Origin of the sequence: Arthrobacter sp. ISL-48 (genome assembly GCF_018613805.1) — a bacterium.
Lineage (GTDB): Bacteria > Actinomycetota > Actinomycetes > Actinomycetales > Micrococcaceae > Arthrobacter.
On sequence record NZ_JAGGPL010000016.1, the window covers coordinates 22714 to 47565 of the forward strand.

Consider the following 24852-nt stretch of genomic DNA (forward strand, 5'->3'; position numbering starts at 1 on the left):
AGCTGGAGGCGGCTAGGCATCGATCACCAAATCGCTGCGCGCGGTAGAGCAGCAGGGCAGGAACTTGCCTGCATCGATTTCCCGTGCCCGGATTCCGCCCTGATGGTTCATCTCTACCTCCCCGGAAAGCTTGACGATCTTGCAGGAGCCGCACATGCCTTCCTTGCAGTTCGCGCCGATCCTGACGCCCGCACGCTGGGCCACCCCGAGGATGTGTTCGGTGGGGTCGATGCGCACATTGATGCCGGTGCGCATGAAGGACAGGGTGAGGCTTCCCGTACCGACCGTGTCGAAGCTCGAGGCATCGGGGGACGCGGCCTCCGGCCCCACCTTTGGACTGCCGTCGGGGGCTTCGGAGGAGGGCGCGTACGGGTCGACGGTTTCCAGCGGCAGCCCCGTGGCCTCCAGGGTTCCCCCGGCATCGTAGCCGGGCTCGTAGAGCCCGAACGCGGTGGGCTGGCTTTCGTAGTAGTCCTCGGCGGAATCGGCGATTTCCTCGGCGATTTCCTCTGCAATGTCCGCTGCATGCGCGAGCTCCACCTGGTATTCAAGGAGCGTCTGGCGATCTCCCGAGAAGAATTCCATGTAAATGGAGGTGTCGTCGACGCCGACCTTCTTGAGGAGCTCGGTGGCGGTGTTCAGGTAACCCTCGGGGCCGCAGGTATAGACCTGGCGGCCATTGGCATCGGGGGCCACCTCGTCGAGCATGGCCGCCGTCAGCCTTCCGCTGAGCCCGTCCCACCCCTCGGGTATGCTGCGGTCGCCCAGGGAGTAGAAGACCTTGACGCGCGAGTCCACGGAGGCGATATAGGCCAACTCCCGGTGGAAGGCAAAACCTCCGGCCTCCGCTCCGTGGTACAGCACCACCACATCGGCCTGTCCGGGCAGGGAGTGGATGGTCCGCACCATCGACATAATGGGGGTGATGCCTGCGCCGGCAGCCAGCAAGAGGTACCGTGCCCGCCGGTCGGCATCGGGCAGGTGGAATGCCCCGACCGGTCCGAGCATTTCGAGGACGGTGCCCGGTTTGACGTTCTCGTGCACCCACGGTGAGACCAGTCCCGTGGGGTCGCATTTGACTGTGATATTGAAGGTCCACGGCTCTGTGGGCGAACTGGAAAGCGAGTAGCTGCGGTCCACCGGATCCTGGTCCTCGCCGTTAACGGGAAAGGCAACATTCACATACTGGCCCGCACGGAACGCCAGGGGCGCACCATCGCAGCGGCGGAACACGAAGGTCATCATGCCGCCCGCCTCGGGCACGGTCTCGACACATTCGGCCATGAACTCCTGCGGATGCCAGGGACCCAACGCGCGGGCGGCACCGGCGGGTCCCTCGGTGGTGCCCATTACCCTGTTCCACGGCATCTCAAGACCGCGGATACGCTGTGGTTCCAGGATTGCCGTCTCAGTGAGGAGTTCAATCATGCCAAGTGCTCCTGCACCCGCTGCACATACCAGTTGATGAACGCCTCGACCTGGTATTCGCTCTTCATATACGGGCCGGGCTCGTAGGCGGGGCTGCTGGCGCCCTTCTGGCACAGCTCCACGAACGCCTTATCCTGCAGATTTGTCTGCTTCCAGGTGTAGGTGAGTTTCTCCAGATCGTAATCGACACCTTCCTCGGCGTCGTCAGCCACCAGCCAGGTGGTGCGTACCAATGTCTGGTGCTCGTTGACGGGGAAGACGCCGAAGGTGATGACGTGGTCCCCTTGGAAATGGAACCAGCTGTTCGGCTGCAGGTGCATCGAGCAGCGGCCAAGGCGGAAGTCCCGCAAGTCACCAAGCAGCTTCTTGGAGAGCCTGCGCCCATCGGGCGAGAACGATTCGCCTTCTCCGTCGAGAGATTCCCGTGAGATGCGGATTCCCGCTATGCGCGTGTCAAGCTCCTCGACGACCTCATAAGGAAGGCCATAGCGGCGGCAACGTTCCTCAAGCGAGGATTGTGCTTCCTTGTTGCGGTCCCACACTTCCTCGAGATGGGCCGGGACCAGGCCCTCCGTCAGGCCCCAGGTGGGAAAAAGGGAACACGCCAGCTCCGGGTGGCCGTCGCAGTGGTAGCACTCACGGTTGTTCTCCATGACGAGCTTCCAGTTGCCCTCCTCGATGATGTTCTGCTGGTAGGCAATTTTTGTCTTCGACAGATCGTGGGGCGCGAGGTAAGGCTCGAAGATCTTTCCGGTTTCGTCGAAATCCGTCGGCGGTTCGTCCGCAATGCAGACGAAGATGAGTCCGGCGAACACCCGGCTGTGGGCGCGCTTGAGGCCAAAGCAGCCCTTGTCGAACTTCGTTTCCCCCGGTGCCGAGGCATGGATCAAGTCGCCTTTGGGGGAGTAGGTCCATGAGTGATAGCCGCATACGAGGTTTCCCGTTGTCCCGGCGGGTTCGGTCAGGACGCGGGCGCCGCGGTGGCGGCACACGTTGTGCAGGACGTTCACGCCGCCGTCGTCGTCGCGCAGCACGATCAGGGAGTAGGGCCCGTAGTCGACGGTGACGTAATCGCCCGGCTCCGGCAGCTCGGCGATGCTGGCGGCAAAGATCCAGTGCTGGCCAAAGATGGCCTGCATGTCGATGTTGAAAATCGTCGGGTCGGTGTAGAAGGGCGCATCGAGGGAATATCCGGCGCGCCGGAACCGGAACAATTCGGTGACTTCCGCCAGCTGCTCTGCAGGCAAAGAGGAAACGAGTTTTCCGCGTGAACTTAGGGACACGTTGACTGGAGCAGTCATGTATTTCCTCCCGGGAGGGCTGGTAAGTGTGGGATTCTGGTGACCACGGAGTCGGTGAGGGCAACTAGCGCTATCGAAACCTTGTAATCAAGAGATTAGGGACGATTGATCTGCAACAAAAGCGCAAGATTTAGGAGATAACCCTGCATAATTAGTGCATGATCGATCCACGGCTAATCACACTTCGGGTGTTCGCCCGGTGCGGCACCGTTGGGGCGACCGCGGAGCTCACGGGTTATTCTCCCTCCGCCGTCTCCGCGCAGTTGCGGGAGCTCCAGCGCGTGCTTGGAATGCAGCTGCTGACGAAGGACGGCCGTGGGGTGCGGCTGACCGCCACAGGCCGCTACCTCGTAGCGGGCTCGGACGCGCTCATTACGGAATGGGAGCGCCTGCGCGCCGCGGCTATGGAGGCCGGCGACCAGGTGCAGTCCCATTTTGGGCTCGGCGGATTTTCCACTGCGGCGGCCCAGTTACTCGCGCCGCTGGCCGCCACCCTGCGCTCGGCACGCCCCCTGTTGGAGGTGCAGGTACTCGAGGCCAACCCGGCCCGCTGCTTCGACTTGTTAGTTGCCGAGCGAATCGACCTCGCAGTCATCGTAGCGATGCAGTCCGACACCTCTGTAGAGGACGATCCGCGCTTCGAGCAGACCGTTCTGCTCGACGATCCCCTGGACGTGATCATCCCCTCCGACCATCCGTTGGCATCGCGGGAAACGGTGACGCTCGAAGAGCTGGCATCGGAACCCTGGATCACCGAGACGGCCGGTTCGACCTACCATTCCCTATTCATCGCGGCGTTCACGGCAGTCGGGGTGACACCGCGGATTGCCCATGAGGCCGTTGAATGGGAAACCCAGATCGCCTTCGTTGGTGCGGGGCTGGGCGTGGGCCTGCTGCCGCGACTGGCGCCCCTGCGTAGTGCCGAAAACGTGGTTCGACTGCGCATTACTGGCAAGGGGAAGCCCGCGCGCCGTATTGTCGCTGCGGTGCGCAGGGGCAGCATCGCATCGCCACTGATCCAGGAGTCGCTCGGCATTCTGCAGGTCAGCGCCAATAGGATACTCACCGCCCGGCTTGAAGACGATCTCTGAGGCCGGATGGCCGCGATTCGTTGCCGACAGGCCGGCAGGTCCTGATGGTGGCGACAGGTCCGCGCGGCGGTGACTTCACCGATGGCGCCGAAGCCGTCAACCCGGGTCAGTATGCCGAACTCGGCATACTTGGCCACAACCGCCTCGGTCTGCTCGTGGTAGAGGTCCAGCCGGTGGCGGATGACGGCTTCGTTGTCATCGCTTCGGCCGGTTACCTCGGCGCGGCAAAGGAGGCGCGTCACCAGTTCCCCGTCGTCGGCGCTCAGCTGCAGGACGACGTCGAGCTTCTGCTCGACCTGGGCGAGGATTTCAGCGAGGTAGTCCACCTGTGCTGTGGTGCGGGGGTAGCCGTCCAAGAGGAAGCCGCCTTCGCCCGCGTCCTTGCCGAGACGGTCCCGGACTGTTGGTCAAAGGGCCCCGCCAGTTCATGTCTCAGGTCGGCCCGGAATGCTCCTCTAATGCGAAGGCCACGGAACACGTAGACGGCGGTCAGGACCAGCCACAGAGAGCCCGCTGCTCCGTAAAGAATCTCCTCCGGCCACATCGGGGATCCGAGAGAGCTCCTCGCGGCCGACCAGCCGCCGCCGAGACCGGCAAGCCCCAAGGGAATGCCGAAGCGGCCCAAAGCCGGCATTCCCGAAGGTGTGGCCGGGGACAAGGCGCGATCCTGAGCGGCCGCCGTCAGCGCAACATCGGTACCCGTATCAGTCTTCATGTCAGGGCGCCCGGTTGGTGGGTGAAGATGAGCAGCGTGCTTGTCGCCGCGGCGGGGAGCGTGCGGGCCAGCCCGCCGTGCACGTTTCCGAGGTCTACGACCTGCTCACGGAGCGGGGCCTGATCGGTGACGGGTTCTTCGTCGAGGAGTACACCGGCATCCACTCCTGGCTCGACGGGCCCGTCCGCTATACCGTGGTTCACTCCCGGACGGTCGCCGTACTGTTCGTGGACATCCGGCCTGTGAATGCCATCGTTTTCCATCACAACCTGCTCGGCGCCAACGACCAGACGAGCTTCTTCGCCTTTCCTCAGTGAGTAGTTGAACTCCTTTGGTGCGGATGCCGCGCCGTTAGGGCCGCTTAGCGGCGTGAGCATTGGGGGTTAGCCGGCGTGTGGATACTGTGAGTACAGGCCCGGATAGTCGATGACGAAGCCGTCAGGATCGACGGTGATTTGGCGGCTGAAGTCGCTGTCCAGTGACTCGTAGAGGTATCGATTGACGGCGGTTCTGGTATATCGCTGCGGGTCGGGGATCACTCGGATGGCATGGACATCGATATAGGCTGTGGTGATCTCGGCCCTCGACCCGATCGCGAGGTTGAGTCGTCGAATCGGCAGGGTGTTGGTGAAGGGGCTGAACGCCAAGTCGATGTCAATTGCGCTCATCAGATCAGGGCGGAGCTCGTCATTGACCCTCCACGTCCCGCCAGTGCTGCGATGGACCTCAAGTCGCCGATCGTCGGGCGAATAAACCGAAAATTCGCGGAAGACCCAATCGTGATCAAGGGTCACCTCGTAGTCGTAGCGCCCATCACTATCCGTGAGGATTGATCGAGCTCGATGTGTCTCACCCGTCGTGAATTGAAGGCGTTCAACGCTCGGCCTCTGCAGGCCATACCAGGTGTAGTTCATCATCCGACCCTTCGCTTCTGTTGTAACAACAATTGTCTGCAAAAGGGTATTGGCTGATTCAGGCGGTCATTGCAACAGGAGTTCTTCGATCAGTTCGATCGGTTTTCTGAACTCTAGTGGTCGTTTGCTTGGCCGGTCGTTGAGTTTCGCGGTGGTCCCAGTCGAGGTCTGCGGCGCTGTGAAGGTTCAGGTCCGTGGGGCCGTCCGTCGTTCCTGAAATCACTTCCGTGATTGCCTCGGCATCCGGCGGGCCCTGTTGGCCTTGGCGGGCCTACTCTGGCGGGGTCTTCACAGCGCCGCTTAGTTGAGTCCACCAGGTCAACGGCGGAGCTACCTTGAAGCGCCTCCCGGTGACTAAATCCGGGGTGATTCGGACAAAGTGATCCTTCTTCCCCGCCTGCCAGGGGAAGAGATACAGCGAAGCAGTGTCAAGGACGCCTTCTATCCCGGTGATTGCCGCCGCCTTGCCTTTGACCACCACGCTCCATGCCATCCCGGTCATGGCATCCACGCCGTCGGCCTCCAGCGCGACCGGGGTGTCATCTATGGCGCCGCCAAGTTTGGTTCCCTCCCCGGTCCGGAATACGAGGGTCCCATGATCCACGGCGTAGTTGAGTGGAAAAATGTCCGGGTGGTCCTCAATCCAGACGGCGAGCCTGCCGACGGAGACCTGCCGCAGCAGTTCCCAGCACTGGCCGGAGTCGAGATTTTCCACCGGTTCCTGTCGTTCTGCAGATGAGGGCTCGTGTGTCATGTCCCAGAGCCTACGCGCCGTTCTTGGAGGTGGACAGGGCTAACGGTTTGTGGCCATCCCAGCGACCGGCCTGGATGGTCGTCTATAGCCAGTCGGCCGAAAAATCTACCGGAGGCCACCATCGCGTTCTGGACCGGACCGCAAACCGGCGTCCGCTGATCTCAGTGGGTCTGATGCAAATCAGATGCTCCTTGATTCCGGGCTCCCAAGGCTCGCGGTTGGCATCTTCAATGACTGTGGTGTCCTTGTTTTCGTCGAAAGGTTCGGGGAACCCCTTGGCGACGACGCTCCAGACTTCCGTGGAGTACGCATTAAGGCCATCCGTCTCCAGCGCAGCAACGGCGCCGGTCAGCAGGGCGCGCAGCTTCGTGCCAGGAGCCGTCCGGAAGAGCAACGTTTGTCCCATGACGACGTAATTCACGGGAAAGATCTCCGGGCTGGCGCCGTTTATTACCGCCAACCGTCCGATATAGGAAGACTGAAGATACGACCAGCACTCGTGAGCTCCCAGAATTTCCACTCGAGACCCTGCCGGGGAGCTGTCCATGATACAGATCCTAAGCCCTGCACGACGGAGAGGCATCAAGAACGGAAAGCCCTGGTCGACTTTCCAGGCCCCGGCACCACTGGGCATGGTTCCGGGGACGCGAAGAGCGCGCTGTGAATCGTGTCCTGATGGGCAACTTCGGGGATCGCCACGGGTTTGGTGTGGGCCACGTGCCGTTCAGGCGGCTAGTCGGAGGGGCAGAGATGTCAGGCCCGCGAGTGGTGCCGAACGAGCGCCGGCTTCGAAGGCTCTTGCGAAGCGCTTGAAGGAGTTCTTGATGTGATCGGACATCGCTTTCTCCGCGGATTCTGGATCTGCGTTGGCGATGGCTTCCGCGATCGTGCGGTGCTCCGCCACCGTTCCGGCGCTGTCGATGTCTTTTGGGTAGAGACGGAATATGTGCAGGTGGCAATGGGTTTGGGCGTAGGCCTGTCCGATGACCGGGTTACCGGCACCGGAGAGGATCAATGCGTGGAATCTGGAATCATGGGCGACCAGGTCCTGCCGTACGTCGCGTTCCGCCGTCGACGTCGTCAGGAAGGGCGATCGGGGATATCGTTTTCCTTCGTCCGCACACTATAGCGCAATCGATTGTGCTCGCAACATAGTTCATAATGGAGACATGGTGAGCCTGAGTGATGTAGCCGCACGGGCAGGCATTTCCGTGTCGGTCGCATCTCGCGCCCTTTCTGGTGATCCTGGGGCGCGGCTGAGTGAGACCACCCGCCGGCGAGTCCGCGAAGCGGCCGCTGAGCTCGGTTACCGCCCCAATCACGCGGGGCGGTCACTTCGACGAGCACGGACTGACGTCATCGCACTGATCGTCCCGGATGTAACCAACGCACTGTTCGCGGAGCTCACCCGAGGAGCGGATGCTGAGGCTGTTGCGCGCGGACTCACGGTGATCCTGGGTCGTGGCGATGACACCGCCACGGCTCTGGTCCTCGCCGACCGTCTCCTGGCCGAGGGGCGCGTCGACGGTGTGATTCTCCAGCCCCGCGATGGGACCGACCCGCAGGAGCTGTTGCCGCTGGCGGGGGCCGGAGTGCCCGTCGTCATCGTCCATGATGAGATTGCCGGCGCGAGTGCGGTGCTTCTCGACGATGCGGCGGCTGCGATCGCAGCTGTCGATCATCTGGTGGCGCACGGACGGCAGCGCATTGCGCTGATTGGCGGAATCGAGGCATCGTCCAGTGCGCGCCGCCGCGAAGCAGGCTTCCGGTCCGCGCTTGCGGCGCGCGGAGTGCCGCTGCACGAGCAGTGGATCACACGGCTGGGGTACGGCCCTGAAAATGGGCGCGAGGCGATGGGGCAGCTGCTGAAATCCGACGAACGACCGGACGCCGTCGTGGTCGCCAATGTCAACGCCGGCTTCGGCGCCCTCGCGGAAGCCGCGAGGCTGGGGGTCGCTGTGCCGCAGTCCGTCGCCGTCGTCGCGATCCATGACTCCTGGCCCGCCGCCTACACGGCGCCAGCGCTTACATGTGTCCGCACGCCTCTTTACGAGGTCGGCCGTGCGGCTGTCGCAGTACTGGCGGATCGCATTGCTGGCGGGGATCCCCAGGTGGTCCGTGTCTCCTCGCCCGCGCCAGTGGTTGTTGCTCGAGCGTCGGCGGAAACCTGATCGTAGGGTGATACATCGTAACGACGTAAAGGCCTGCCTTGATCAGGCTGATTAGCCGATGCGACCGCCGGGGATCCGCCCGTTCATGTGGATTCGCGTTGAACGACGGTCGTCGCGAGGATCGGCTGCCGGTCGACCTGGCGTCCTTGTATGACGGCGAGGACCGTTTCAGCTGCGACGCGCCCCATATCCTCAAGGGGCTGCCTGATCGTCGTCAGGGGCGGATCCGAGGTGGCAGCGACGACTACGTCGTCAAATCCGATGACCGAGACGTCCGATGGGACTCGTCTCCCGGAGGCTTGGAGAACCCGTAGGGCCCCGCTTGCCATCAGGTCGGATGAGGCGAAGACTCCGTCGAGGTCTGGGTGCCGTTGGAGGAGGCGCGCCATGGCAGCCGAGCCGCTCTCCATGGTGAACTCGCCGTGCACCGTCGAACTGCTGTCGATTCCGAGGCGTGCGAGTTCGTCGCGCCAGCCACGGACACGGTCGCGGGCAGGCTCCATATCGTGCGGTCCTGCGATGATGCCCAGTCGACGGCGTCCGATGTCGGCGAGCGCGCGGGCGGCCAGCGCGCCGCCTCCATAGTTGTCGGAGTCGACGACAATCGCATCGGGCGCGAGGGCGATTCGGGGGCGTCCAACCCAGGCGATAGGTACGGGAGACGTGGCCAGCGTCTCGGCGAGGTGCGTAATCTCATGTTGGAGAATGACGATGGCTCCGTCGACGGCACGCGACCGTAGGAAGCGGGGGATTCGGTCGCTGTCGTCGTGATCGGCGGGCAGCAGGACAGGCTGGATCTCGCTGGCATAAAGAGCGTCTGCAGCGCCCTTGAGCACCGAGGTGAAGAAGGTCCCTGCGAGGCTGTCCAGCTCGTTGAAGGCGATGATCAGGGCGATAGCCCCCGCCCGCCCGCCGCGGAGGACGCGGGCAGCGCTGTTGGTTTCGTAGCCCAGTGTTTTGGCTGCATGTTCGACCGCGGCGGACATCTGCACATTGACGTTTGCGCCGCCCGCGAGTACCCGGGCAGCGGTAGCACGCGATACGCCTGCCGCCCGCGCGACGTCTACCAGCGTGGGTCGGGTCATGTTGCATCCTTTGAGCTTGAAGGGGAGACCGGCCTGGTACCCCACCGCCCTAGGAGGATCGTAAACCAGATCTCGTCTCTAGGGTCTCACGAGAACGTCATGATCGCATGGGGGGCGCTCGCAGAGGATGGGGGACCCCAAGGGAGATCGATATCTCAGTCAACGTTAGCGTTCACATGTAGCCCTTGCGCGGGGCCAAGAAGAAGGCTACGGTTGCGCCCAAGAGATCGTTCTCTCAGCTGGAGCGGTGGGCTCCGGTGTAATCCCTGCGACTCCCCGAAGAAGAGGAAATATCGTGAAAAGACCGTTGGCGGCCGCAGTTGCCGCAGCAGCAGTGCTCGTTGTCACCCTGGCCGGGTGCGCCTCCGGAGGGGGAGGCGCCAAAGAGGACCCCAACGCGGAAGCCGATTTCTGGTCCTTCACCGGAATTGCAGCCAAGGACCATGTCAGCGAGTACCTGAACAAGGTCCCGGCGGCGAAGGTTAAGCTCACCGAGGTCGGCAGCACGACCGAGACCGCAACGGCCCTTACCGCCGCCCTGGCAGGTGGCAAGGTGCCGGATCTGGTGATGATCCAAGGCGACGACCTGCCAAGGTTCGTCGAGAACAGCGCCAACTTCGTCGACCTGCGTACGCTGGGCGGCGATGACGTCGGCAGCAGCTACCTTGGCTGGGCCACCGAGGCCGCAACGGCGAAGGACGGCTCAATCGTCGGCATTCCCACCGACGTCGGCGGACTCGGCTTCGCCTACCGTGCCGACCTCTTCGAGAAGGCAGGGCTCCCGACGGAGCCCGGTGAGGTTGCCAAGATGTGGAGCACTTGGGATGACTTCATCGCGATGGGCAAGAAATACACGGCGGCGACCGGCCAGCCGTTCGTCGACAACATCGAAACGAGCATCTTCTTCTCCACTGTCAACCAAGTCACGGAGAAGTACTACTCTCCGGACGGGAAGCTCGTCTACGACACGAACCCGCAGGTGAAGGGCGCCTTCGACGTGGCCGTGAAAACGCACGACGCCGGCATCAGCGCGGGCATCGCGGCGTTCTCATCGGGGTGGGCTCCTGGCAAGGCCAATGGTGCCTTTGCCGTGACCACGGCTCCGTCCTGGATGCTGAAGGGCATCAAAACCGATGCCCCCGGCACGTCGGGTCTGTGGCGCATTGCGTCTGTGCCGGGCGTCGGCGGAAACTGGGGAGGCAGCGTGATTGCTATCCCGGCCCGCGCGGCTCACAAAGCCGCAGCATGGCAGTTCATCAAGACGATGATGTCGCCGGAGGGCCAAGAGGAGCACTTCACCAAGACGGGTACATTCCCTGCCTCGACAGCTGCTCTCGCGAGCACGTCGGTCCTCAGCTACACCGACCCGTTCTACGGTGAGTCGAAGATCGGAAAGGTCATCTCCGATTCCGTGCAGAAATTCCCGCCGTTCTACAACGGTCCCGACACGAGCGCCATTGGTTCCGCGCTGCTCAATACCCTCGTCGAGGTGGAAACGGGCAACGTCAAATCCGACCAGGCGTGGCAAACCGCCGTCAACAATGCAAAGACGGCCATCGGCGGCTGATCGTCCCATCAATCCGGGTCGCCCGGTGCCGGGAGTACCGGGCCACCCATCGACGTTAGGACCACTCATGTCTACGGCGACAACCGCAGCCCCGCTTAAGCAGCGCAACGCCCCGGCCAACAAGGCCATCCGCATCCGTGAATCGCTCGCGGACCGCATCGCTCCATACGCGTACATCGCCCCCTTCTTCATCATCTTCACGGTGTTCGGGCTCTTTCCACTCCCAGTACTTGATCGTGTCATCGCTCGGCTGGGTCGACACCCTGCAGGCGATCATCGTCCCTGGTCTCGCCAGCGCGTTTGGAATCTTCTGGATGCGCCAGCACATGGCAACAACGGTCAGCGACGAACTCATTCAAGCCGCGCGCATCGACGGTGCCAACTCCTGGCAGCTGTTCTGGAGCATAGCGTTCCCGGTTGTCCGGCCTGCAGCGTTCGTACTCGGGCTGATCTCATTCACCGCGGTGTGGAACGACTTCATGTGGCCATTCATCGTCCTCAAGTCTCCCGAGCTCTTCACTGTGCAGATCGCACTTAAGCAACTGCAGGCGAACCGGTCAGTCGATGTTGCGCTCGCCATGGGCGGATCGTTCCTGGCGACTCTGCCGCTGCTGATCGTCTTCTTCTTCGTCGGCCGACGCATGGTTTCAGGGATCATGGACGGGGCGTTCAAGGGCTGATGCAACCGCCAATGGGCCTGGCCAACTCACCCGTGGCTGGAGCGAACGTCCTTGGCGGTACGACTTTCCCGGGGAGCAGATGTACGGCACCTAGTGATGGCGAGCGCAATTCACCACCGTTCCCGTCGTCCAATCCACCGCATAAGCGACGGCAGCACCACCGGCGTAGGCGAACAAATCAGCGGTGCCGAAGGTGGTTCCAAGGACCAGCCGAATGGGTGGCCAGGATTTTCCGAGTTCGGCAGGAAGACCAGTGAGCTGGAACAGCTCGATCAAAACACAAACCGTAACGGCTGCGGCTGCAATCAGTGTCTTGGACTTCGACGGAATTAGGATACCCACGAGAACATAGACCAGAACCGCGTAGAGACCATCACCGGCAGGGCCGGTCCATGCAGCATCGCTGAGCGTGCGAATGCTCAATCCGAGTACAACGGTGATCAGCCCGGCGATGCACAGCAAGGCCCGTCTGATTCGCAAACGACCGGGTTCGACAGAACAGCTCACAGCCCAGTACCGCCGCTGTTCCCAAAGATCATTGCCTAAGCCCTCATTGCCGAAGCTGCACATCTTCCCGAGGCCGTCCCACGAGAATCTTCGCGCTCAGCCTAGCTCAGCGCTGTGTTATAGGTCGGCAAACTGCCCGATGGTGGGGGAGTCCGCCAGACCTGCAGGGCTGTAGGTTTTCTGCGGCTGCGGCTGCTCAGCCCCGGACGGCAGGGGTGTGCGGAGTTGGCGCCCGCATTTCTCAACAGGCGGCATCAACTTACTGCTGCTCGAGGATTCTTCTCGCGCCGGCCTGTGCTTCCAAAGTCTCTTGGTCGAGCACCTGGCCGCTCATGTGTCCTGCAGAAGTGATCAGGGCGCGAAGCTCTGGGACGGACCGTGGTGTACTGACGCGAAGGTGGGCCACGTTGTGGCAGTTGGCGCACAGCGGTACGAGATCCGCTATCGGGTCCAGTTGGTATCCGGGTCCCAGCTGGGAGGCAGGCACGATGTGGTGAACCTGGACGAAATCCCTGGCAACCTCCCCGTAGCCCGCCTCAAAGGAAAACCCGCAGGCAGCGCAGGAAGTTCCGTGGAAGGCAAGACATAACCGTTTGGCCTCCGGGCTGCGCTCGTACCTGTTCACTTCAACGCGGGCGACAGACCCCTGGGGATAGGTCCCGGGGGTAAGGGTGGTCGGATCGGTTCCCGGCCCGGGACCGAGATCCTGCCATAGGCGCCGAATTTCCACCTCTGCGCCGGGAGGAATGGACCTTCCGGATTCGCGGAGGCTGCTCCAGCGAACGCCGGATACGGTTTCTGCCAGGACTTCCAGGGGTATCTGTGAGCCCAGGGGAAGCAGCGCATCGAATGTCACGCTGACGTACCTCAGCGTGGCGGATGGGTCGGAGTAGTGTGGCGCCTCGTAGCTTTCTGAGGTGACAATGCCGTGTCCGATGAGACCGCGGCCGTGCTGGTTTTGCCCCTGCAGGAGTAGCCAGGCCTCGGTGCCGGGCGTGATTTTCCGGCGCCGGCCGACGCTGCACCGGTCCAGGACTTGTCCCGTCTCAGCTATCTGTTCGATCACCGCGTCGTAGGCCCATCTGTTCCAACGACCGGGGTTCCACCCGAGAATGATGGCTGTCATGCTTCTATCCCACCATGGCCAGCGGTGCTGTACTGCTCGGCTGGGCCGCTGACCCACATCGAGTTGCCCAGCCGCCGTTCTGCTTGTGCAAACGCTGCGGGGCGGACGGTGAAACGACGTCTGTATTCCGTTGGTGTCGTGGAGAACTCAGTTGCGAAGTTTTGTCGGAGGGTAACGGCGTTGCCGAAGCCGCAGTCCGCTGCGATCTGGTCTATCGACAGGTCAGTGGTCTCGAGTAGCTGGCGGGCAGCGTCGAGGCGGCGGGGAGCGGATCCAAGCGGCCGGTGTTGTTCCTGTTGTTGACCGGAACGCGCGGATGAAAGTGCGGCGGCTTAGGTGCGCTTGGGCGGCGAGCCTGTCGATGCCGAGGGGCTGGCCGAGGTGGCCCAGTGCCCATTCGAGTAACCGGGTAATGGGGTCGTCGGTAGAGCACGATGGGACCGGGTGTTCAACGTATTGTGCCTGTCCGCCTTCTCGGTGCGGCGCGATGACGAGGCTGCGTGCTACGCGGTTCGCCGCGTCGGCTCCCAGCCGGGCGCGGACGACGTGCAGGCAGGCGTCCAGTGCGGAGGCGGTTCCTGCGGAGGTCAGGACGTCTCCGTGATCGATGTACAGCACGGATTTGTCGAGGGAGACGTCCGGGTGACGTTTGGCGAGGGAGTCGAAAGCTTGCCAATGTGTCACCGCACGACGCCCGGCGAGTAATCCAGCATCCGCCACGGGAATCGCACCGAGGCACAGTCCCAAGATTGTTACACCGCGCCGGTGTGCTTCTTGGAGTGTTCGGCCCAGTGCGTCGTTAGGTGGACGCCCGTCGTCGAACCATGAGGGCACTACGACGACGTCTGCGTCGTCACTGGCCTCCGGTCCTTTGACCTCACCCAGTCTGTAGCCCTCGGCGGTTCGAATCTCTCCTTCTTGATCGGAGAACAGGACAGTTTTCCATTCGGCGAGATTCTGCCGGGTGACCTCGTCAAAAACCATCTGCGGTACGGCGAGGTGAAACATCGTCACACCGTCGAAAGCGTAGATCGCCACTCGCATTCCGGTCATCTCCTATGTTTGGCCCGAATCCATCGTATATGCGCCTTCATGCCACTGGCAGTTGTCACCGGCGCAGCGAAGACTTGTGTTGTTGCCACTCGGCGGCCACCGAACCATTCTTGGGAGAACACATACATGAGCAACCCTCGCCGCGCCCTCGTCCTCATTGACGTGCAGCAGCAGTACTTTAGTGGGCCCTTCGAAATCCAGTACCCGCCTCACCAGGAGTCCCTGCCGATGATCGCACGGGCAATTGACGCTGCGACCGCTGCGGGCATTCCGATCGCGGTCATTCAGCACACGGCAGGAGAAGGCGCACCGGTTTTTGTACCTGGCACACCTGAATATGACCTGCATCCCGAGATCGCACGCCGCAAAACTGACGCATGGAAGACGATCATTAAGAAGTACGGATCCGTTTATGCCCAGACTGACCTTTCCGAGTGGCTGCGCCAGAACGGCGCCGACACGGTCACCCTCGTCGGCTACATGACCAATAACTGCGTACTCGCCTCAGCTGTGGAAGCAGAAGTGCTTGGCTTCACCACCGAAGTCCTCTCAGACGCCACCGGGGCTATCAACCTCGCCAACGAAGCAGGGTTCGCAGACGCAAAGACCGTGCACACAACCCTCCTAACCCTCCTGAACTCGAACTGGGCAGCCGTCGCCACCACTGATACTTGGACCAATGCTCTCCGCGCACACCAGGCTTTGGACAAGAGTGACCTGGGGAGCTCCGCGTCAGCTGGCTTCCAGCACGTTTCCTAGATGTGAGCGTCCTCGGCGGTCTGATGGGACGAGCCCTCATCCCTGGACCGGGCGGCCACCGAGTGCTATCCGCTCTGCTCCCGGTATCGCCGCACCGCGTCATTGTTTCCGCACCTGGCCGAGCAATACGCCCGCAGACCGTTCCTGCTGGTGTCGACGAACGCGATCCCGCAAGAGGCTCGAGCGCACACGCCCAGTCGGCCGCCCTCAGACTCGACGGCGAAAATCGCCAACCCTCCGGCCGTTACCGCCTTCACCCGGGCGACGACGTCGTCCTCCTCTGGCGAGAAATGAAGGTGTGGCCGTAGCTGGTCATGCGTTGTCAGATACGCGCGAGTGGTTCCTTCGATGAGGAGCTCGTTGATCGCAGCGCACCGGGATTCAACATTGGCCGCATCGAACGCAGACCGTAACCTGACCGCCCACGCTTGCAACAGCTCAGCTGCAGTCTCGGTCAAAGCTGCCCTGCGGATTTGATGCTCAACGAGAACTACCTGCGCCGATTCGGCCGTCCATCGGCCGTCAGCGGCAAGATTGACGAGCTGTGAGGCGAGCAGCGGGCCTGTCATGTTGTCATGGTTGAACTGCACAAACCTATTACAACACAATTGGGGATCATGACCCTCGTAACCACGGCTATCGTGCCGATCATTCTTCTGCTCGCAGCCGGGGCGTTACTGCGCTACAGGTTCCTTTCCGACTCTGGCTTCTGGCGCGGACTGGAGTGGATGAGCTACCGTGTCTTCACGCCCGCCCTGTTCATCACATCCATCGCTGGCACGGATCTCACTGTCGTTCCATTCGGTCCGCTCCTCCTCAGCCTTGCGGCACCGATCATCGCGGTCGCAGGCCTGGTGATCGCGCTACGGCGCGCTCTTCGCGCGAACGGACCCCAATTGACCTCAATGGTCCAAGGTGCCATTCGAATCAACACCTATATCGGCCTGATCTTCGCGTCCGCTCTGCACGGCCAGGGAGGTGTTGCAACATTCGCCCTCGCCAGCACAATCGTGGTCCCGCTTGTCAACGTCATCTGCGTCAGTACCCTTGCCGCATATGGAGACAAGACGGCCGCTCAGCGGCGACTCCCGGTATGGCGCGAATTCCTAGAGAACCCGCTGATCCAGGGCTGCGCGATCGGGCTCGCCCTTAACCTCACCGGCCTGCCGCTGCCAGATTTCCTGTCGGCCACCCTCGGGATGCTCGCCGCGCCCGCCCTTGCATGCGGCACGCTCATCGCCGGCGCCGCCCTGCACCTCACGTTCCGCAAACGCGACACCCTCGATATCGGCGTTGCCACCGTTCTCAAGCTCATCGTCCTGCCCCTCGCTGCCGCGGCGATCGCCGTCCCCTTGGGCGTAACCGGAGTCACTCTTGCAAGCATCGTCCTCATCTGCGCCGTCCCAACCGCCCCATCGGCCTATGTCCTTGCAAGCAGGATGGGTGGCGACACGCGCCTCATGGCATCGATCACCGGAACCCAGACCATTCTCGCCATCGCGACGCTGCCGGCCATCCTCGCCCTCACCGATCATTTCGCCACGTAATAAGCGGACTTGGGGGAGAGGGCGAGGAGCCAAGTAGTTTCTTCCTCTCCTGCTCCCGACGGCGTAGGAGTCGCCGAAGGGCGACGCCGTGGGCACGGGACGGGCCTGAGTTAGCGGTCCAGACTGGCGGTCCCGCCAGCGGCCAGAGCGCGTGTCGGTTTTCCCTTCCCCCTAATCAGGGAGAGACTTCTGTTATGCGGCACGGGTACACGAACGAAACCAAGCGGCAGGGACTCGGCGTCGGGAAGCGGTACCAAGGCCCCGATGCCGAAGCCAGGGCCGCCGCCGAGCTCCTTGCCCTGACTCGGCTCGTCGGGCGGATCCCGGTCCCGGCAGTCATCGACGCCGGCGTGCTCACGCTGACAACAGCCTTCGTGCCGGGCGAGCACGGCCAAGACCTCATCGAGTCTGGCCGCGCCGAGGAGACCCTGGCGGCGTGCGGGAGGCTCTTGCGGGATCTGCACCAGCTCGATCCCGGGATCCTACAGCCCGGACCGCATCTGTCCGGCACCGTGATCCGCCATGGCGACTTCGGGCCGAACAACGTACTCATCGCCACGGAGCGGGACGAGCCGGTCGCGCTCCTCGACTGGGAGTTCTCCGGGGTCGGCGCACCGATCGACGATCTGGCCTGGTGCGAGTGGATCGTTAGAATGCACCACCCCGCCGCGATCCCCGCCCTGCGCGCATTCTGGGAAGCTTACGGCTCGCGCCCCGAGTGGGGCGAACGGCAGGCAGCGATGCTGAATCGCTGCGCCGAGCTCGAGGACTTCTGCCGTCGCTGGTCGTCGCCCGATGCGGAGGAAACGTGGCGGAGGCGCATCGCTATCACGCGTGGATGGACGCCCGGGCAATGACTACGCTCGCCCGGACACGTCAGGAGGAGGATCGATCAACGGACATCAAGCGTGTGACATCATCGCGATGCGTTCATCGTCAAGGGTCGCATCCGCCACCGCGGTGGAATGTTCGTTGCTCTGCTTTAGGAGTTACCGACGTAGCCAAGGTTCTGTTCGTCCTTGGCGCTTCTTGCCCGGATTGGCGCCAAACATTCGTTGAGGGCCGTTGTGCCCGTTCTGGAGAAACATCATGACCGTCACCCTGAACCACACCATCGTCCATGTCCAGGACAAGATGGCCTCGGCACGCTTCTACTCCGAAATACTCGGGCTCCCCGACGCCGAGCCGTACGGCCACTTTATGGTCCTGTCCCTGCGAAACGGCGTCTCGCTCGACTTCCTTGAGGTGCGGCCTGACATCTCGTCCCAGCACTACGCGTTCCTCGTCTCCGAGGAGGAGTTCGATGAGATTATCGAACGGATCAGGCAGCGCAAGCTCGGCTACTGGGCAGATCCCTGGCACCACGTGCCAGGCAAAATCAACACCAACGACGGCGGCCGCGGCGTCTACTGGTCCGATCCGGATGGGCACAACCTTGAGATCCTCACCCGTCCCTACGGCGGCTGACGCGACCGCCCACAAAATTCGACGCTGTCAGCCCGCGGCCAGACCTTCGCGGGCCACCTCCTCCAAAATCCTGGCGGTCGGCGATGCCGACATCATCTGCCCCATCACGTCCGGGTTACCCCACACGTCGCTGCGCAGCCGTTCCAGAAAGCTGGTCGCAGCGTCCCTGGTGTCGAAGTCGAGGAGCACGGCCACGTTGTTCTGGTCATCTGCATCCCTGAACACCCGGACAGACCGGGCGCCCGACGCGGCACGGCCTGCGGGATCACTGTCGAAGACCTTCTTCCATTCCCCGTAGTCCCGGACCGGGTAGCCTATTTGCAGGGTAAACATCTTCGTCCCTTCCCTCGTGGTGTCTCAGCACCACGATAGGCCGCCCAGCGTCATCCGGATAGGGGCCCCGGGCTGCTGCGCTAAGTCGCCAGAAAGGCGTTGATGGCCTCTGCGACGCTTTCGGGGTCCATGACGTGCGCGAAGTGGTTCTGGCCGGGAAGAATCTGTTCGCTCACGTTCGCCAGCCGCTGCTGGAGGTGCCGCGATGCGCCGACCAGGTGTGCGGGGCTGGCCTCGCCTACGGTGCTCCTGAGGCCGCTCCGAACCATGTCGGCAGGTGGCGGAGCAATTCGTTCTGGTCTTCGCCGATCCAGGCGACATGTCCGTCCGGTCGGAGCAGGACCGCAGGCGCGTCCAGTTCCAGTTCCCCGCTAACGTCCGCGACGTAGTCGATCCGATCAGTCCATCCTGTCGCGGAGAGTTCGCCGGTCTGGTCCAGCAGGAGTCCGCGGCCTTGGTGAGTGAGCTCGTAGAGGCGGCCGCGAGATATCGGGATGTCGCGCAGTCGTCTGCCGAGCAACTCGGGACCCACTCCGAAGTCGTAGCGGACCCCGATCGCGGTGATCCTCTCGGCCAGGAAACGGCTGACGTCCTCGAAGTCCATTAGCTCGGTCAGCAGCCGGCGCACGGCCTGCGGACCGGGCTCGGGGGAGAGCAATTCGCTCTGGGCACGGGTGATGGTCAGGACGTCTTCGGCGACAGGGTGACGCTCGGCGTGATAGCTGTCCAGCAGCCCGTCCGGTGCCCATCCGTTGACCTCGGCGGCGAGCTTCCAGCCGAGGTTGAAGGCGTCCTGAATGCCTAGGTTCAAACCCTGCCCTCCCAGCGGCGGGTGGACGTGTGCCGCGTCGCCGGCGAGGAGAACCCGGCCGGCTCGGTATCGTTCGGCAAGCCGAGTGGCGTCGCTGAATCGGGTCAGGGAGCGCGGTGAGTGGACGCCGAAATCTGTGCCCGCGTACGCCCGCAGCTGCGTCCGGAATTCCTGCAGGGTCGGCGGGATCGAGCGATCCTCGGCCACGGTCGCCGCGGGCACCACGGCACGGTGCAGGCCGTTTCCGGCTGGGCCAATGCCGAACCCCTTGTGGGTTTTGCGAACCGCGTCCGCCACTTCGGCCAGCTCGTCCGGCGGCGCGGTCACCTTCACCTCGCCGAGGAGCCACTCGGTCGAGGCGGGCTCGCCGGGAAAGGCGATGCCGAGAAGTCTGCGCACCAGGCTGCGTCCGCCGTCGCAGCCGACCAGCCAGCGCGAACGAAGCGATGTGCCGTCCGCTAGCTCGACGTTTACCCCGTCCTCGTCCTGCTCGACACCTGTCACCTCGCAGCCTCGGCGGATCTGCGCGCCGAGTTCTCCGGCGCGCTCTTCCAGCAGGCGATCGGTGACGGGCTGGGGGATGCCGAGGACGTACCCGTGTGCGGTGTCCAGGTTCGTCAGCCTGGGTTTGTCGATCCCGGCGAAGCCGCCGACGCCGGGGTACTGCTGCCCGTGCGCGAGGAACCGGTCCAGCAGCCCCCGCTGGTCCAGGATCTCGATGCTGCGCGGGTGCAGGCCGAGCGTGCGGACCGCTTGGGTCGGCTCTGCCTCCTTCTCCAGCACGAGGACGTCCACGTCGTGCAGCCGCAACTCGCTGGCCAGCATCATGCCCGTCGGCCCGCCGCCGCTAATGATCACGTCAAACATCCGAAACCCCATCCACTACTTGCCATCGGTCCGCGGCCCCGAGTACGGAATTGCCCGGAGCGATCCCCATTTCCTCGGGTATTTCTGCCGCGGCCCACCATTCTGGTCCAAGATGGGGGTCTTGCGGCAAGCCCCCCAGCCAGCTATATTCTGAAAGTGGCAAGGGGATTCATACTCCTTGCCTTTCCCATGTGCGGGATGGACCCGCTTGCCCAGCAGGGTCGGGACAAATTGCCGGTGCCGACTCCTACTAGCGGCGCACAGACGGACCTGACCACGGCGTGAGTTCCGAGTCTGCGCCGTCGCCACGCCGGCTTGGGGGAGTCGTCTCGAAGGCGGCCCAATTCAGAGGGAGATGCGGAGTCAGATCGTACCGCTCCTTGAAGACTTCATCGATCGACGTCTGGCCTGCCAAAAGGTGAGAAGCGCCCGGCCTAGTCTCTATTCTTCCTCGTGGCATGTCTTGACGATACGAGTACGGCGTGGGAGCGTGCAGCAGACACGCAGAATCTCTCAGACTGTGATGACGGTCCCGCACCCGAACGGAAGGCTACCGGAGTAGTCGTCGACTGACAATGAACTCCTACCCTCTCCCAGTCCGTAAGTGGAAATGGGGGTTTCAGGTCAACTGGTCGAAGTCTCCTCGTGCCCAAGCAGCGTGCCGTTGGGCGGAATCGTGCAGAATGGCTTTGGCTTCGGACGCGATGACGTTGTTGAAGTTGCCATAGATCCGGTCGAATTTGAGCTCTCCCAGTTGCGCGGCGATTCTCAACGCCACGGCGCCGGATAGCGGCAAATGATTCGGGTAGCTGCGCATGAAGGCGACGGAGCGACGGTCTGGATTCGGATATACGCTGTCGCCGGTCAGCAGAACTCCTCTGCCGCCCGCTCCTGCAGCCCAGTGCACCACGGCGCTGCCGGGGAAGTGGCCGCCGGTCTGGTGTAGCGTCAGCCCTTCTGCAATAGTCCGGCTGCCGGACCAAAATTCGATGATCGGAGCATTGCGCCCCAGCCATCGGCGGTCTGCGTCCGCCACAAGTACGGGGACGCCGCCGAGCCGATGCGACCACTCGACCTGCACGCCGAACATGTGTGGATGGCTGGCGGCAATAGCCAGGACCGGGCCTCGCTCGAGCGCTGCCTTCACCGCATTGTCATCGACATACCCGACCGGATCCCACAGCAGCGAACCTTCGGGTGTCACCACAAGCTGAGCTGTCTGGCCGATCCCGACCCTTGGCTCCGTCTTGATCCCGATAAGCCCCGGCTCGTTCTCCCTCAATACTGTCTGCTGGCCCGCCTGCGCCAGCCCACCCAGGGTGAGCCACTCCTGTCCGTCCTCGGGCACATACTGCCGCTCATCGGTGCAGATTGGGCAGAGCCCAGGGGTAGGTTCGTCGCGTTCGACGGCGCAGGTTGCGCAGATCAGCATGGTTGGTCCCTTCTAAGCGCCTTGTGTCCTGCATCCCGTCTTCCGCACCTTCGGCCGCAGGCTGGCGTGCCCAGACTATTGCATGCAAAAGTCCGTAGGAAGAGTGATCCTTGGGCCTGTGGCAGCGATGCGGAATAGGGAAAGCCTGCACCCCCGAATTCAGCCCGGTCGCTGCCGTCACGCCCGCCATGGCGTGAGCCGCGGCAACCACCCAGGGACGTTGCGCCGGTAGTTGAGGTATTCCTCGCCGTAGGTACGGGTGAGGGTCGGTTCCTCATAACCCTTCACGAACGCGACAACCGCGGCGACGGCGATCAGGGCATAGAGCACGAGCCACGCGTTGCCGAACAGCAGTGCCTGGCCGAGGATGATCGTAAGCACCGCGAGGTACATCGGATTGCGCACGAATCGGTAGACCCCCGTCACGACGAGCGCCTCCGTCGGAGCGACCGGAGCGGGCGTTCCCCGGTGCAGGGCGAACAGTGCGAAGGCGTGCAGGAGGAAAGCTACCCCGATAGCGATCGCGATCCACGCGATTGGCACGACCACCCGTGCCCCGCCGCCCCAGTCGTACCACCGCCAGCCGGAGATGAGCCACGGGATGAAGCCCGCGACGACGCCGGGCGCGAGGAGGAGGAAGACGATCGTCCCGATCCACGCGCGGGCGGGCGAAGCTTTCTGGGCCATGCGCGTCAGGTTAGCCCGATTCCACCAAACGCGCGAGAGGCCCGGCTTTCAAAAGTTCGGGTTACCCGCCAGGCTCGGACGGCCCAGACCGAGGGCCCGGAGCAGGACGCGGCAGGCCGAAGAGGACGGGGAGGTCCGCGATGTCGGTGATCAGCTCGTAGCCGAGCCAGTGCTCGTCCGCTTCGAAGCCCCGGTCCACGTACACCTTGTTCTTGATGCCCATCGCGGCCGCAGGTCGCAGGTCGTACATGGGGCTCGCAGAAACGTGCACGATCTCGTCGGGTTCCACACCGAGCTTGTCGAACATGTACTCAAAGGCACGAAGCCGTGGCTTGTAGACGCCCATTTGCTCGGCAGTTATCACCACTTCGAATGGGGTCCGGAGGTTCTCCACCAGGCGCGCAGCATGCGAGGTGTCGCTGTTCGTGATGATTACCAGCGGGACTTCCTCCGCCAGGCTCCCCAGTGCCTCGGTGACTCCGGGGTACGGGCCCCAGGTGGGGATGTGGTCGTAGACCGCCCGTGCGTCGCCCTCACCGTACTTGAGCCCGAACTTGCGCATGGCGCGCTCCATGGAATCACCGACAACGTGCTCGAACGATTTGTACTCGCCCATGCATTCGTCGATCCGGTACGCCTTGCAGGTCTGCAGGAAATCCGCAGCGATCTCGGCCGGCAGCCTCTCGCCCAGAACCTCACGAATCGCGTCGTTGATGCGGAACTTGATCAGCGTGCCGTTCATGTCGAATGTAACGAACTTGGGTTTGGTTTCGAATGCCATGAGTCCTCCATATGCCGGTGGTTCGGCGATGTCGACGATTTTGCCGAGTTTGTCGAGTTTGTCGATTGTCGACAATACGGGGGAGTGCGCTGGAGGTCAATGATCTCGTGCTCAGAGGGCTGGATCTATCGGTCGAAGCAACGCCATTTAGCTCCAGCCCGAGCCTCGAGTGGTGGACTTGAGTATGGCGCTGATGACGTCCGGAAATCGGGAGTGGACTTCTGCCGTCCTCGGCCAATTGAGGCGACTGTTCCCTGGGCCAAGGTCCTGGCGGATGAGGCCTGACTCCCGCAGCACTTTGAAGTGTGCCGAAAGCGTTGATTTCGAAAGTTCGGTTTTAAAGGTTCCGCAGGTCTTTCCGGGCTCTGCATTGATGTCGGCAAGCAGCCGGAGCCTGGTGGGATCGGCGCAGGCGTGCAAGATGGTGGACAGGTCCAAGTCCTCCACCCGCGGGTGAAATAGGGGTTTCATTCGGGCCTTCCTTTCGCCTCACCATCATGTACAGTGTTCGTGTATTCGTCAACTAACGAACACCTGGGAGCCTCCATGAACCGCAGTACTTCACTTGCCGCCATCGGCGGCCTGGCCACAGCCATGGCCTGGGGAGGCATGTTCACCATCGCCAAAACAGCATTTTCCCATCTGGGGCCGTTCCAGCTGACGGCCGCCAGATTCATCGTGGCAACGGTCGTCTTCATGGCCATCCTCGCACTCAAAGAGGGGCCACGCGCCCTCATCCCTGGCCGGAGGGCCGGCGCCTTGTGGCTGCTGGGAACCATTGGATTCACAGGATTCAACATGCTCATGTACGCAGGCCTGGCCTACTCGGCGCCACAGACCATTTCCTTGGTCATGGCAACCCTGCCGATGGTCACGCTGTTTGTCCTGTGGGCGCGCACCAGGAAGCGCCCGGGCGGGCTGGTGTTCTTGTTCTCCGCCGTCGCACTGGTAGGTGTCGCCATGGTTCTGGGGAACGGGAACCCGGCCGCGGTCCTGCAGGGTGGTCTCGGTCAAGGCGTCCCGCTGACCTTCGCCGGCGTGGTCGCGTGGGTCATCTACACGACCAGCCGAAGCGGTTTCGCAGAGTTGAGCATGCTTCGGTTCACCGCGCACACTTGCCTGCTGGGAACACTTTCCATCATCGCCCTCACCAGCGTGCTGACGTGGAACGAGCCGCCCGTAACTGTTGGGGACGTTGTTGCCGTGATCTGGCAGATCCTCTACATGGCGCTGCCGGCCACGGTGCTGGCAGTGCTCACGTGGAATCAGGCCGTCGCTATATTGGGGGCCTCAAATGGGGTGCTGTTCATCAACCTTGTCCCCATCACGGCCTTCACCATCGAAGCAATCCGAGGGCACCAGCCCACGGGCGGCGAAATCGCCGGAGTGGCCCTCACACTCGCGGCGCTTTTGGCCGTGAACCTGGTTGCGCGCCGTACGGGGAAAGGCACCCCGCCGGTCGACGCACCCGAAGCCATGGCAGCCCTCGATGAACGCAGCGCGAGCGGCAAGACCGTGCTCGTGGTGCGGCAGTAGGTGTCAACCTAGACTTTCTAAATGCCCAAGAACTGATTCATCAGTAGCGCCAGAACCGATGAAGATGCCACGATCCGTCCTGCGGCGTTGTCGGCTTCAGTCCCGGCAGTCGGGCCAGAGTTGGCGGTCTCCGTCTTCAATGCAGTTGCCGGTAGGTACGGGAAGCCCTTGACTGGCGGATGCAGTCCACCATCCGCTGGCCGAACATTTGACTCCGCCTAACGCTGTGGCCTCCGTGCC

Annotated in this window: 28 protein-coding genes and 1 pseudogene; 10 read left to right on the top strand and 19 right to left on the bottom strand. The window is 63.0% G+C overall.

Features of this window, described 5'->3' with window-relative positions:
• Nucleotides 1–12 precede the first annotated feature (12 nt).
• Nucleotides 13–1428, bottom strand: a complete 1416-nt coding sequence (locus J7E83_RS14660) for a ferredoxin reductase (protein ID WP_214963426.1) — start codon at nt 1426–1428, stop codon at nt 13–15.
• Nucleotides 1425–2729 carry an SRPBCC family protein gene (locus J7E83_RS14665; protein ID WP_214963429.1) on the bottom strand — a complete coding sequence of 435 codons (1305 nt, stop codon included), beginning with the start codon at nt 2727–2729 and terminating at the stop codon, nt 1425–1427. The genes J7E83_RS14660 and J7E83_RS14665 overlap by 4 nt, the downstream gene beginning before the upstream one ends.
• 158 nt (nt 2730–2887) lie before the next feature.
• Between J7E83_RS14665 and J7E83_RS14670 the strand changes: the two genes are divergently transcribed.
• Complete coding sequence (locus tag J7E83_RS14670; RefSeq protein WP_214963432.1) at nt 2888–3820, top strand: LysR family transcriptional regulator; 933 nt, start codon at nt 2888–2890, stop codon at nt 3818–3820.
• Between the two features lie 68 nt (nt 3821–3888).
• On the opposite strand, the pseudogene J7E83_RS14675 reads toward J7E83_RS14670, so the two are convergent.
• Nucleotides 3889–4221 (bottom strand): annotated as a pseudogene (locus tag J7E83_RS14675) (adenylate kinase family protein); the annotation flags it as partial.
• A 331-nt stretch (nt 4222–4552) separates the two neighbouring features.
• Between J7E83_RS14675 and J7E83_RS14680 the strand changes: the two are divergent.
• A complete protein-coding gene (locus J7E83_RS14680; protein WP_251043900.1) occupies nt 4553–4852 on the top strand; it encodes a hypothetical protein in 300 nt (99 codons plus the stop codon).
• Nucleotides 4853–4918: 66 nt separating this feature from the next.
• On the opposite strand, the gene J7E83_RS14685 is transcribed toward J7E83_RS14680, so the two are convergent.
• From J7E83_RS14685 to J7E83_RS14700, 4 genes are all read right to left on the bottom strand, one after another.
• Nucleotides 4919–5452: a putative glycolipid-binding domain-containing protein gene (locus J7E83_RS14685; protein WP_214963435.1), complete on the bottom strand. Its 534-nt coding sequence runs from the start codon at nt 5450–5452 to the stop codon at nt 4919–4921.
• A gap of 268 nt (nt 5453–5720) precedes the next feature.
• Entirely contained in the window at nt 5721–6203 is a 483-nt protein-coding gene (locus J7E83_RS14690; protein ID WP_214963437.1) for a pyridoxamine 5'-phosphate oxidase family protein, read from the bottom strand.
• Nucleotides 6204–6285: 82 nt separating this feature from the next.
• Nucleotides 6286–6750 (bottom strand): pyridoxamine 5'-phosphate oxidase family protein, encoded by a 465-nt coding sequence (locus J7E83_RS14695; RefSeq protein ID WP_214963440.1) that lies wholly within the window; start codon nt 6748–6750, stop codon nt 6286–6288.
• A gap of 177 nt (nt 6751–6927) precedes the next feature.
• Nucleotides 6928–7287, bottom strand: coding sequence for an FCD domain-containing protein (locus tag J7E83_RS14700; RefSeq protein ID WP_214963541.1), 360 nt, complete (start codon nt 7285–7287; stop codon nt 6928–6930).
• Between the two features lie 85 nt (nt 7288–7372).
• Between J7E83_RS14700 and J7E83_RS14705 the strand changes: the two genes are divergently transcribed.
• Entirely contained in the window at nt 7373–8374 is a 1002-nt protein-coding gene (locus tag J7E83_RS14705; protein ID WP_214963443.1) for a LacI family DNA-binding transcriptional regulator, read from the top strand.
• Nucleotides 8375–8457: 83 nt separating this feature from the next.
• Here the strand turns inward: J7E83_RS14705 and J7E83_RS14710 are convergent, their stop codons facing one another.
• Nucleotides 8458–9459, bottom strand: coding sequence for a LacI family DNA-binding transcriptional regulator (locus J7E83_RS14710; protein WP_214963446.1), 1002 nt, complete (start codon nt 9457–9459; stop codon nt 8458–8460).
• A 295-nt stretch (nt 9460–9754) separates the two neighbouring features.
• On the opposite strand from J7E83_RS14710, the gene J7E83_RS14715 reads away from it, so the two are divergent.
• Together J7E83_RS14715 and J7E83_RS14720 are read left to right on the top strand one after the other, a co-directional pair.
• Nucleotides 9755–11026, top strand: coding sequence for an extracellular solute-binding protein (locus J7E83_RS14715; protein ID WP_214963449.1), 1272 nt, complete (start codon nt 9755–9757; stop codon nt 11024–11026).
• 236 nt (nt 11027–11262) lie between these two features.
• Nucleotides 11263–11706 (top strand): carbohydrate ABC transporter permease, encoded by a 444-nt coding sequence (locus J7E83_RS14720; RefSeq protein WP_214963451.1) that lies wholly within the window; start codon nt 11263–11265, stop codon nt 11704–11706.
• A 90-nt stretch (nt 11707–11796) separates the two neighbouring features.
• Here the strand turns inward: J7E83_RS14720 and J7E83_RS14725 are convergent, their stop codons facing one another.
• From J7E83_RS14725 to J7E83_RS14735, 4 genes are all read right to left on the bottom strand, one after another.
• Nucleotides 11797–12276 carry a DUF2809 domain-containing protein gene (locus tag J7E83_RS14725; RefSeq protein WP_214963454.1) on the bottom strand — a complete coding sequence of 160 codons (480 nt, stop codon included), beginning with the start codon at nt 12274–12276 and terminating at the stop codon, nt 11797–11799.
• Between the two features lie 196 nt (nt 12277–12472).
• Complete coding sequence (locus J7E83_RS14730) at nt 12473–13339, bottom strand: HNH endonuclease (RefSeq protein WP_214963457.1); 867 nt, start codon at nt 13337–13339, stop codon at nt 12473–12475.
• Nucleotides 13336–13560: a hypothetical protein gene (locus tag J7E83_RS21220; protein ID WP_251043909.1), complete on the bottom strand. Its 225-nt coding sequence runs from the start codon at nt 13558–13560 to the stop codon at nt 13336–13338. The genes J7E83_RS14730 and J7E83_RS21220 overlap by 4 nt, the downstream gene beginning before the upstream one ends.
• A 1-nt stretch (nt 13561) precedes the next feature.
• A complete protein-coding gene (locus tag J7E83_RS14735) occupies nt 13562–14392 on the bottom strand; it encodes a GlxA family transcriptional regulator (RefSeq protein WP_251043904.1) in 831 nt (276 codons plus the stop codon).
• A gap of 126 nt (nt 14393–14518) precedes the next feature.
• On the opposite strand from J7E83_RS14735, the gene J7E83_RS14740 reads away from it, so the two are divergent.
• Complete coding sequence (locus tag J7E83_RS14740; RefSeq protein ID WP_214963460.1) at nt 14519–15151, top strand: isochorismatase family protein; 633 nt, start codon at nt 14519–14521, stop codon at nt 15149–15151.
• A 65-nt stretch (nt 15152–15216) separates the two neighbouring features.
• Here J7E83_RS14740 and J7E83_RS14745 read toward each other — a convergent pair whose 3' ends face one another.
• On the bottom strand, nt 15217–15720 hold the full coding sequence (locus J7E83_RS14745) for a CGNR zinc finger domain-containing protein (protein ID WP_251043905.1): 504 nt from the start codon (nt 15718–15720) through the stop codon (nt 15217–15219).
• 48 nt (nt 15721–15768) lie between these two features.
• Here J7E83_RS14745 and J7E83_RS14750 point away from each other — a divergent pair, with 48 nt between their 5' ends.
• The 3 genes from J7E83_RS14750 to J7E83_RS14760 all read left to right on the top strand — a co-directional run bounded on the left by J7E83_RS14750 (nt 15769) and on the right by J7E83_RS14760 (nt 18165).
• Complete coding sequence (locus tag J7E83_RS14750) at nt 15769–16698, top strand: AEC family transporter (protein WP_214963466.1); 930 nt, start codon at nt 15769–15771, stop codon at nt 16696–16698.
• A gap of 194 nt (nt 16699–16892) precedes the next feature.
• The gene (locus J7E83_RS14755; protein WP_214963469.1) at nt 16893–17555 is read left to right on the top strand and encodes a phosphotransferase; all 663 of its coding nucleotides are present in this window, start codon (nt 16893–16895) and stop codon (nt 17553–17555) included.
• A 232-nt stretch (nt 17556–17787) separates the two neighbouring features.
• Nucleotides 17788–18165, top strand: coding sequence for a VOC family protein (locus J7E83_RS14760; RefSeq protein WP_214963472.1), 378 nt, complete (start codon nt 17788–17790; stop codon nt 18163–18165).
• Between the two features lie 27 nt (nt 18166–18192).
• Here J7E83_RS14760 and J7E83_RS14765 read toward each other — a convergent pair whose 3' ends face one another.
• The 6 genes from J7E83_RS14765 to J7E83_RS14790 form a co-directional block, all read right to left on the bottom strand.
• Nucleotides 18193–18498 carry a hypothetical protein gene (locus tag J7E83_RS14765; RefSeq protein ID WP_214963475.1) on the bottom strand — a complete coding sequence of 102 codons (306 nt, stop codon included), beginning with the start codon at nt 18496–18498 and terminating at the stop codon, nt 18193–18195.
• Between the two features lie 238 nt (nt 18499–18736).
• A complete protein-coding gene (gene rox, locus J7E83_RS14770) occupies nt 18737–20176 on the bottom strand; it encodes a rifampin monooxygenase (protein ID WP_214963544.1) in 1440 nt (479 codons plus the stop codon).
• A 619-nt stretch (nt 20177–20795) separates the two neighbouring features.
• Nucleotides 20796–21608, bottom strand: a complete 813-nt coding sequence (locus J7E83_RS14775; RefSeq protein WP_214963477.1) for an MBL fold metallo-hydrolase — start codon at nt 21606–21608, stop codon at nt 20796–20798.
• Between the two features lie 177 nt (nt 21609–21785).
• The gene (locus J7E83_RS14780; protein ID WP_214963479.1) at nt 21786–22295 is read right to left on the bottom strand and encodes an isoprenylcysteine carboxylmethyltransferase family protein; all 510 of its coding nucleotides are present in this window, start codon (nt 22293–22295) and stop codon (nt 21786–21788) included.
• 61 nt (nt 22296–22356) lie between these two features.
• Entirely contained in the window at nt 22357–23076 is a 720-nt protein-coding gene (locus J7E83_RS14785) for a haloacid dehalogenase type II (protein WP_214963482.1), read from the bottom strand.
• A gap of 147 nt (nt 23077–23223) precedes the next feature.
• A complete protein-coding gene (locus J7E83_RS14790; RefSeq protein WP_214963485.1) occupies nt 23224–23547 on the bottom strand; it encodes a helix-turn-helix transcriptional regulator in 324 nt (107 codons plus the stop codon).
• Between the two features lie 75 nt (nt 23548–23622).
• Here J7E83_RS14790 and J7E83_RS14795 point away from each other — a divergent pair, with 75 nt between their 5' ends.
• Nucleotides 23623–24612 carry a DMT family transporter gene (locus tag J7E83_RS14795; RefSeq protein WP_214963486.1) on the top strand — a complete coding sequence of 330 codons (990 nt, stop codon included), beginning with the start codon at nt 23623–23625 and terminating at the stop codon, nt 24610–24612.
• Nucleotides 24613–24852 lie beyond the last annotated feature (240 nt).

Coding starts and splice junctions, on each gene's coding strand:
- J7E83_RS14660 (WP_214963426.1), bottom strand. CDS start 1,428: ATGATTGAACTCCTCACTGAGACGGCAATCCTGGAACCACAGCGTATC.
- J7E83_RS14665 (WP_214963429.1), bottom strand. CDS start 2,729: ATGACTGCTCCAGTCAACGTGTCCCTAAGTTCACGCGGAAAACTCGTT.
- J7E83_RS14670 (WP_214963432.1), top strand. CDS start 2,888: ATGATCGATCCACGGCTAATCACACTTCGGGTGTTCGCCCGGTGCGGC.
- J7E83_RS14685 (WP_214963435.1), bottom strand. CDS start 5,452: ATGATGAACTACACCTGGTATGGCCTGCAGAGGCCGAGCGTTGAACGC.
- J7E83_RS14690 (WP_214963437.1), bottom strand. CDS start 6,203: ATGACACACGAGCCCTCATCTGCAGAACGACAGGAACCGGTGGAAAAT.
- J7E83_RS14695 (WP_214963440.1), bottom strand. CDS start 6,750: ATGGACAGCTCCCCGGCAGGGTCTCGAGTGGAAATTCTGGGAGCTCAC.
- J7E83_RS14705 (WP_214963443.1), top strand. CDS start 7,373: ATGGTGAGCCTGAGTGATGTAGCCGCACGGGCAGGCATTTCCGTGTCG.
- J7E83_RS14710 (WP_214963446.1), bottom strand. CDS start 9,459: ATGACCCGACCCACGCTGGTAGACGTCGCGCGGGCGGCAGGCGTATCG.
- J7E83_RS14725 (WP_214963454.1), bottom strand. CDS start 12,276: ATGTGCAGCTTCGGCAATGAGGGCTTAGGCAATGATCTTTGGGAACAG.
- J7E83_RS14730 (WP_214963457.1), bottom strand. CDS start 13,339: ATGACAGCCATCATTCTCGGGTGGAACCCCGGTCGTTGGAACAGATGG.
- J7E83_RS14735 (WP_251043904.1), bottom strand. CDS start 14,392: ATGACCGGAATGCGAGTGGCGATCTACGCTTTCGACGGTGTGACGATG.
- J7E83_RS14740 (WP_214963460.1), top strand. CDS start 14,519: ATGAGCAACCCTCGCCGCGCCCTCGTCCTCATTGACGTGCAGCAGCAG.
- J7E83_RS14745 (WP_251043905.1), bottom strand. CDS start 15,720: ATGACAGGCCCGCTGCTCGCCTCACAGCTCGTCAATCTTGCCGCTGAC.
- J7E83_RS14750 (WP_214963466.1), top strand. CDS start 15,769: ATGACCCTCGTAACCACGGCTATCGTGCCGATCATTCTTCTGCTCGCA.
- J7E83_RS14755 (WP_214963469.1), top strand. CDS start 16,893: ATGCGGCACGGGTACACGAACGAAACCAAGCGGCAGGGACTCGGCGTC.
- J7E83_RS14760 (WP_214963472.1), top strand. CDS start 17,788: ATGACCGTCACCCTGAACCACACCATCGTCCATGTCCAGGACAAGATG.
- J7E83_RS14765 (WP_214963475.1), bottom strand. CDS start 18,498: ATGTTTACCCTGCAAATAGGCTACCCGGTCCGGGACTACGGGGAATGG.
- rox (WP_214963544.1), bottom strand. CDS start 20,176: ATGTTTGACGTGATCATTAGCGGCGGCGGGCCGACGGGCATGATGCTG.
- J7E83_RS14775 (WP_214963477.1), bottom strand. CDS start 21,608: ATGCTGATCTGCGCAACCTGCGCCGTCGAACGCGACGAACCTACCCCT.
- J7E83_RS14780 (WP_214963479.1), bottom strand. CDS start 22,295: ATGGCCCAGAAAGCTTCGCCCGCCCGCGCGTGGATCGGGACGATCGTC.
- J7E83_RS14785 (WP_214963482.1), bottom strand. CDS start 23,076: ATGGCATTCGAAACCAAACCCAAGTTCGTTACATTCGACATGAACGGC.
- J7E83_RS14790 (WP_214963485.1), bottom strand. CDS start 23,547: ATGAAACCCCTATTTCACCCGCGGGTGGAGGACTTGGACCTGTCCACC.
- J7E83_RS14795 (WP_214963486.1), top strand. CDS start 23,623: ATGAACCGCAGTACTTCACTTGCCGCCATCGGCGGCCTGGCCACAGCC.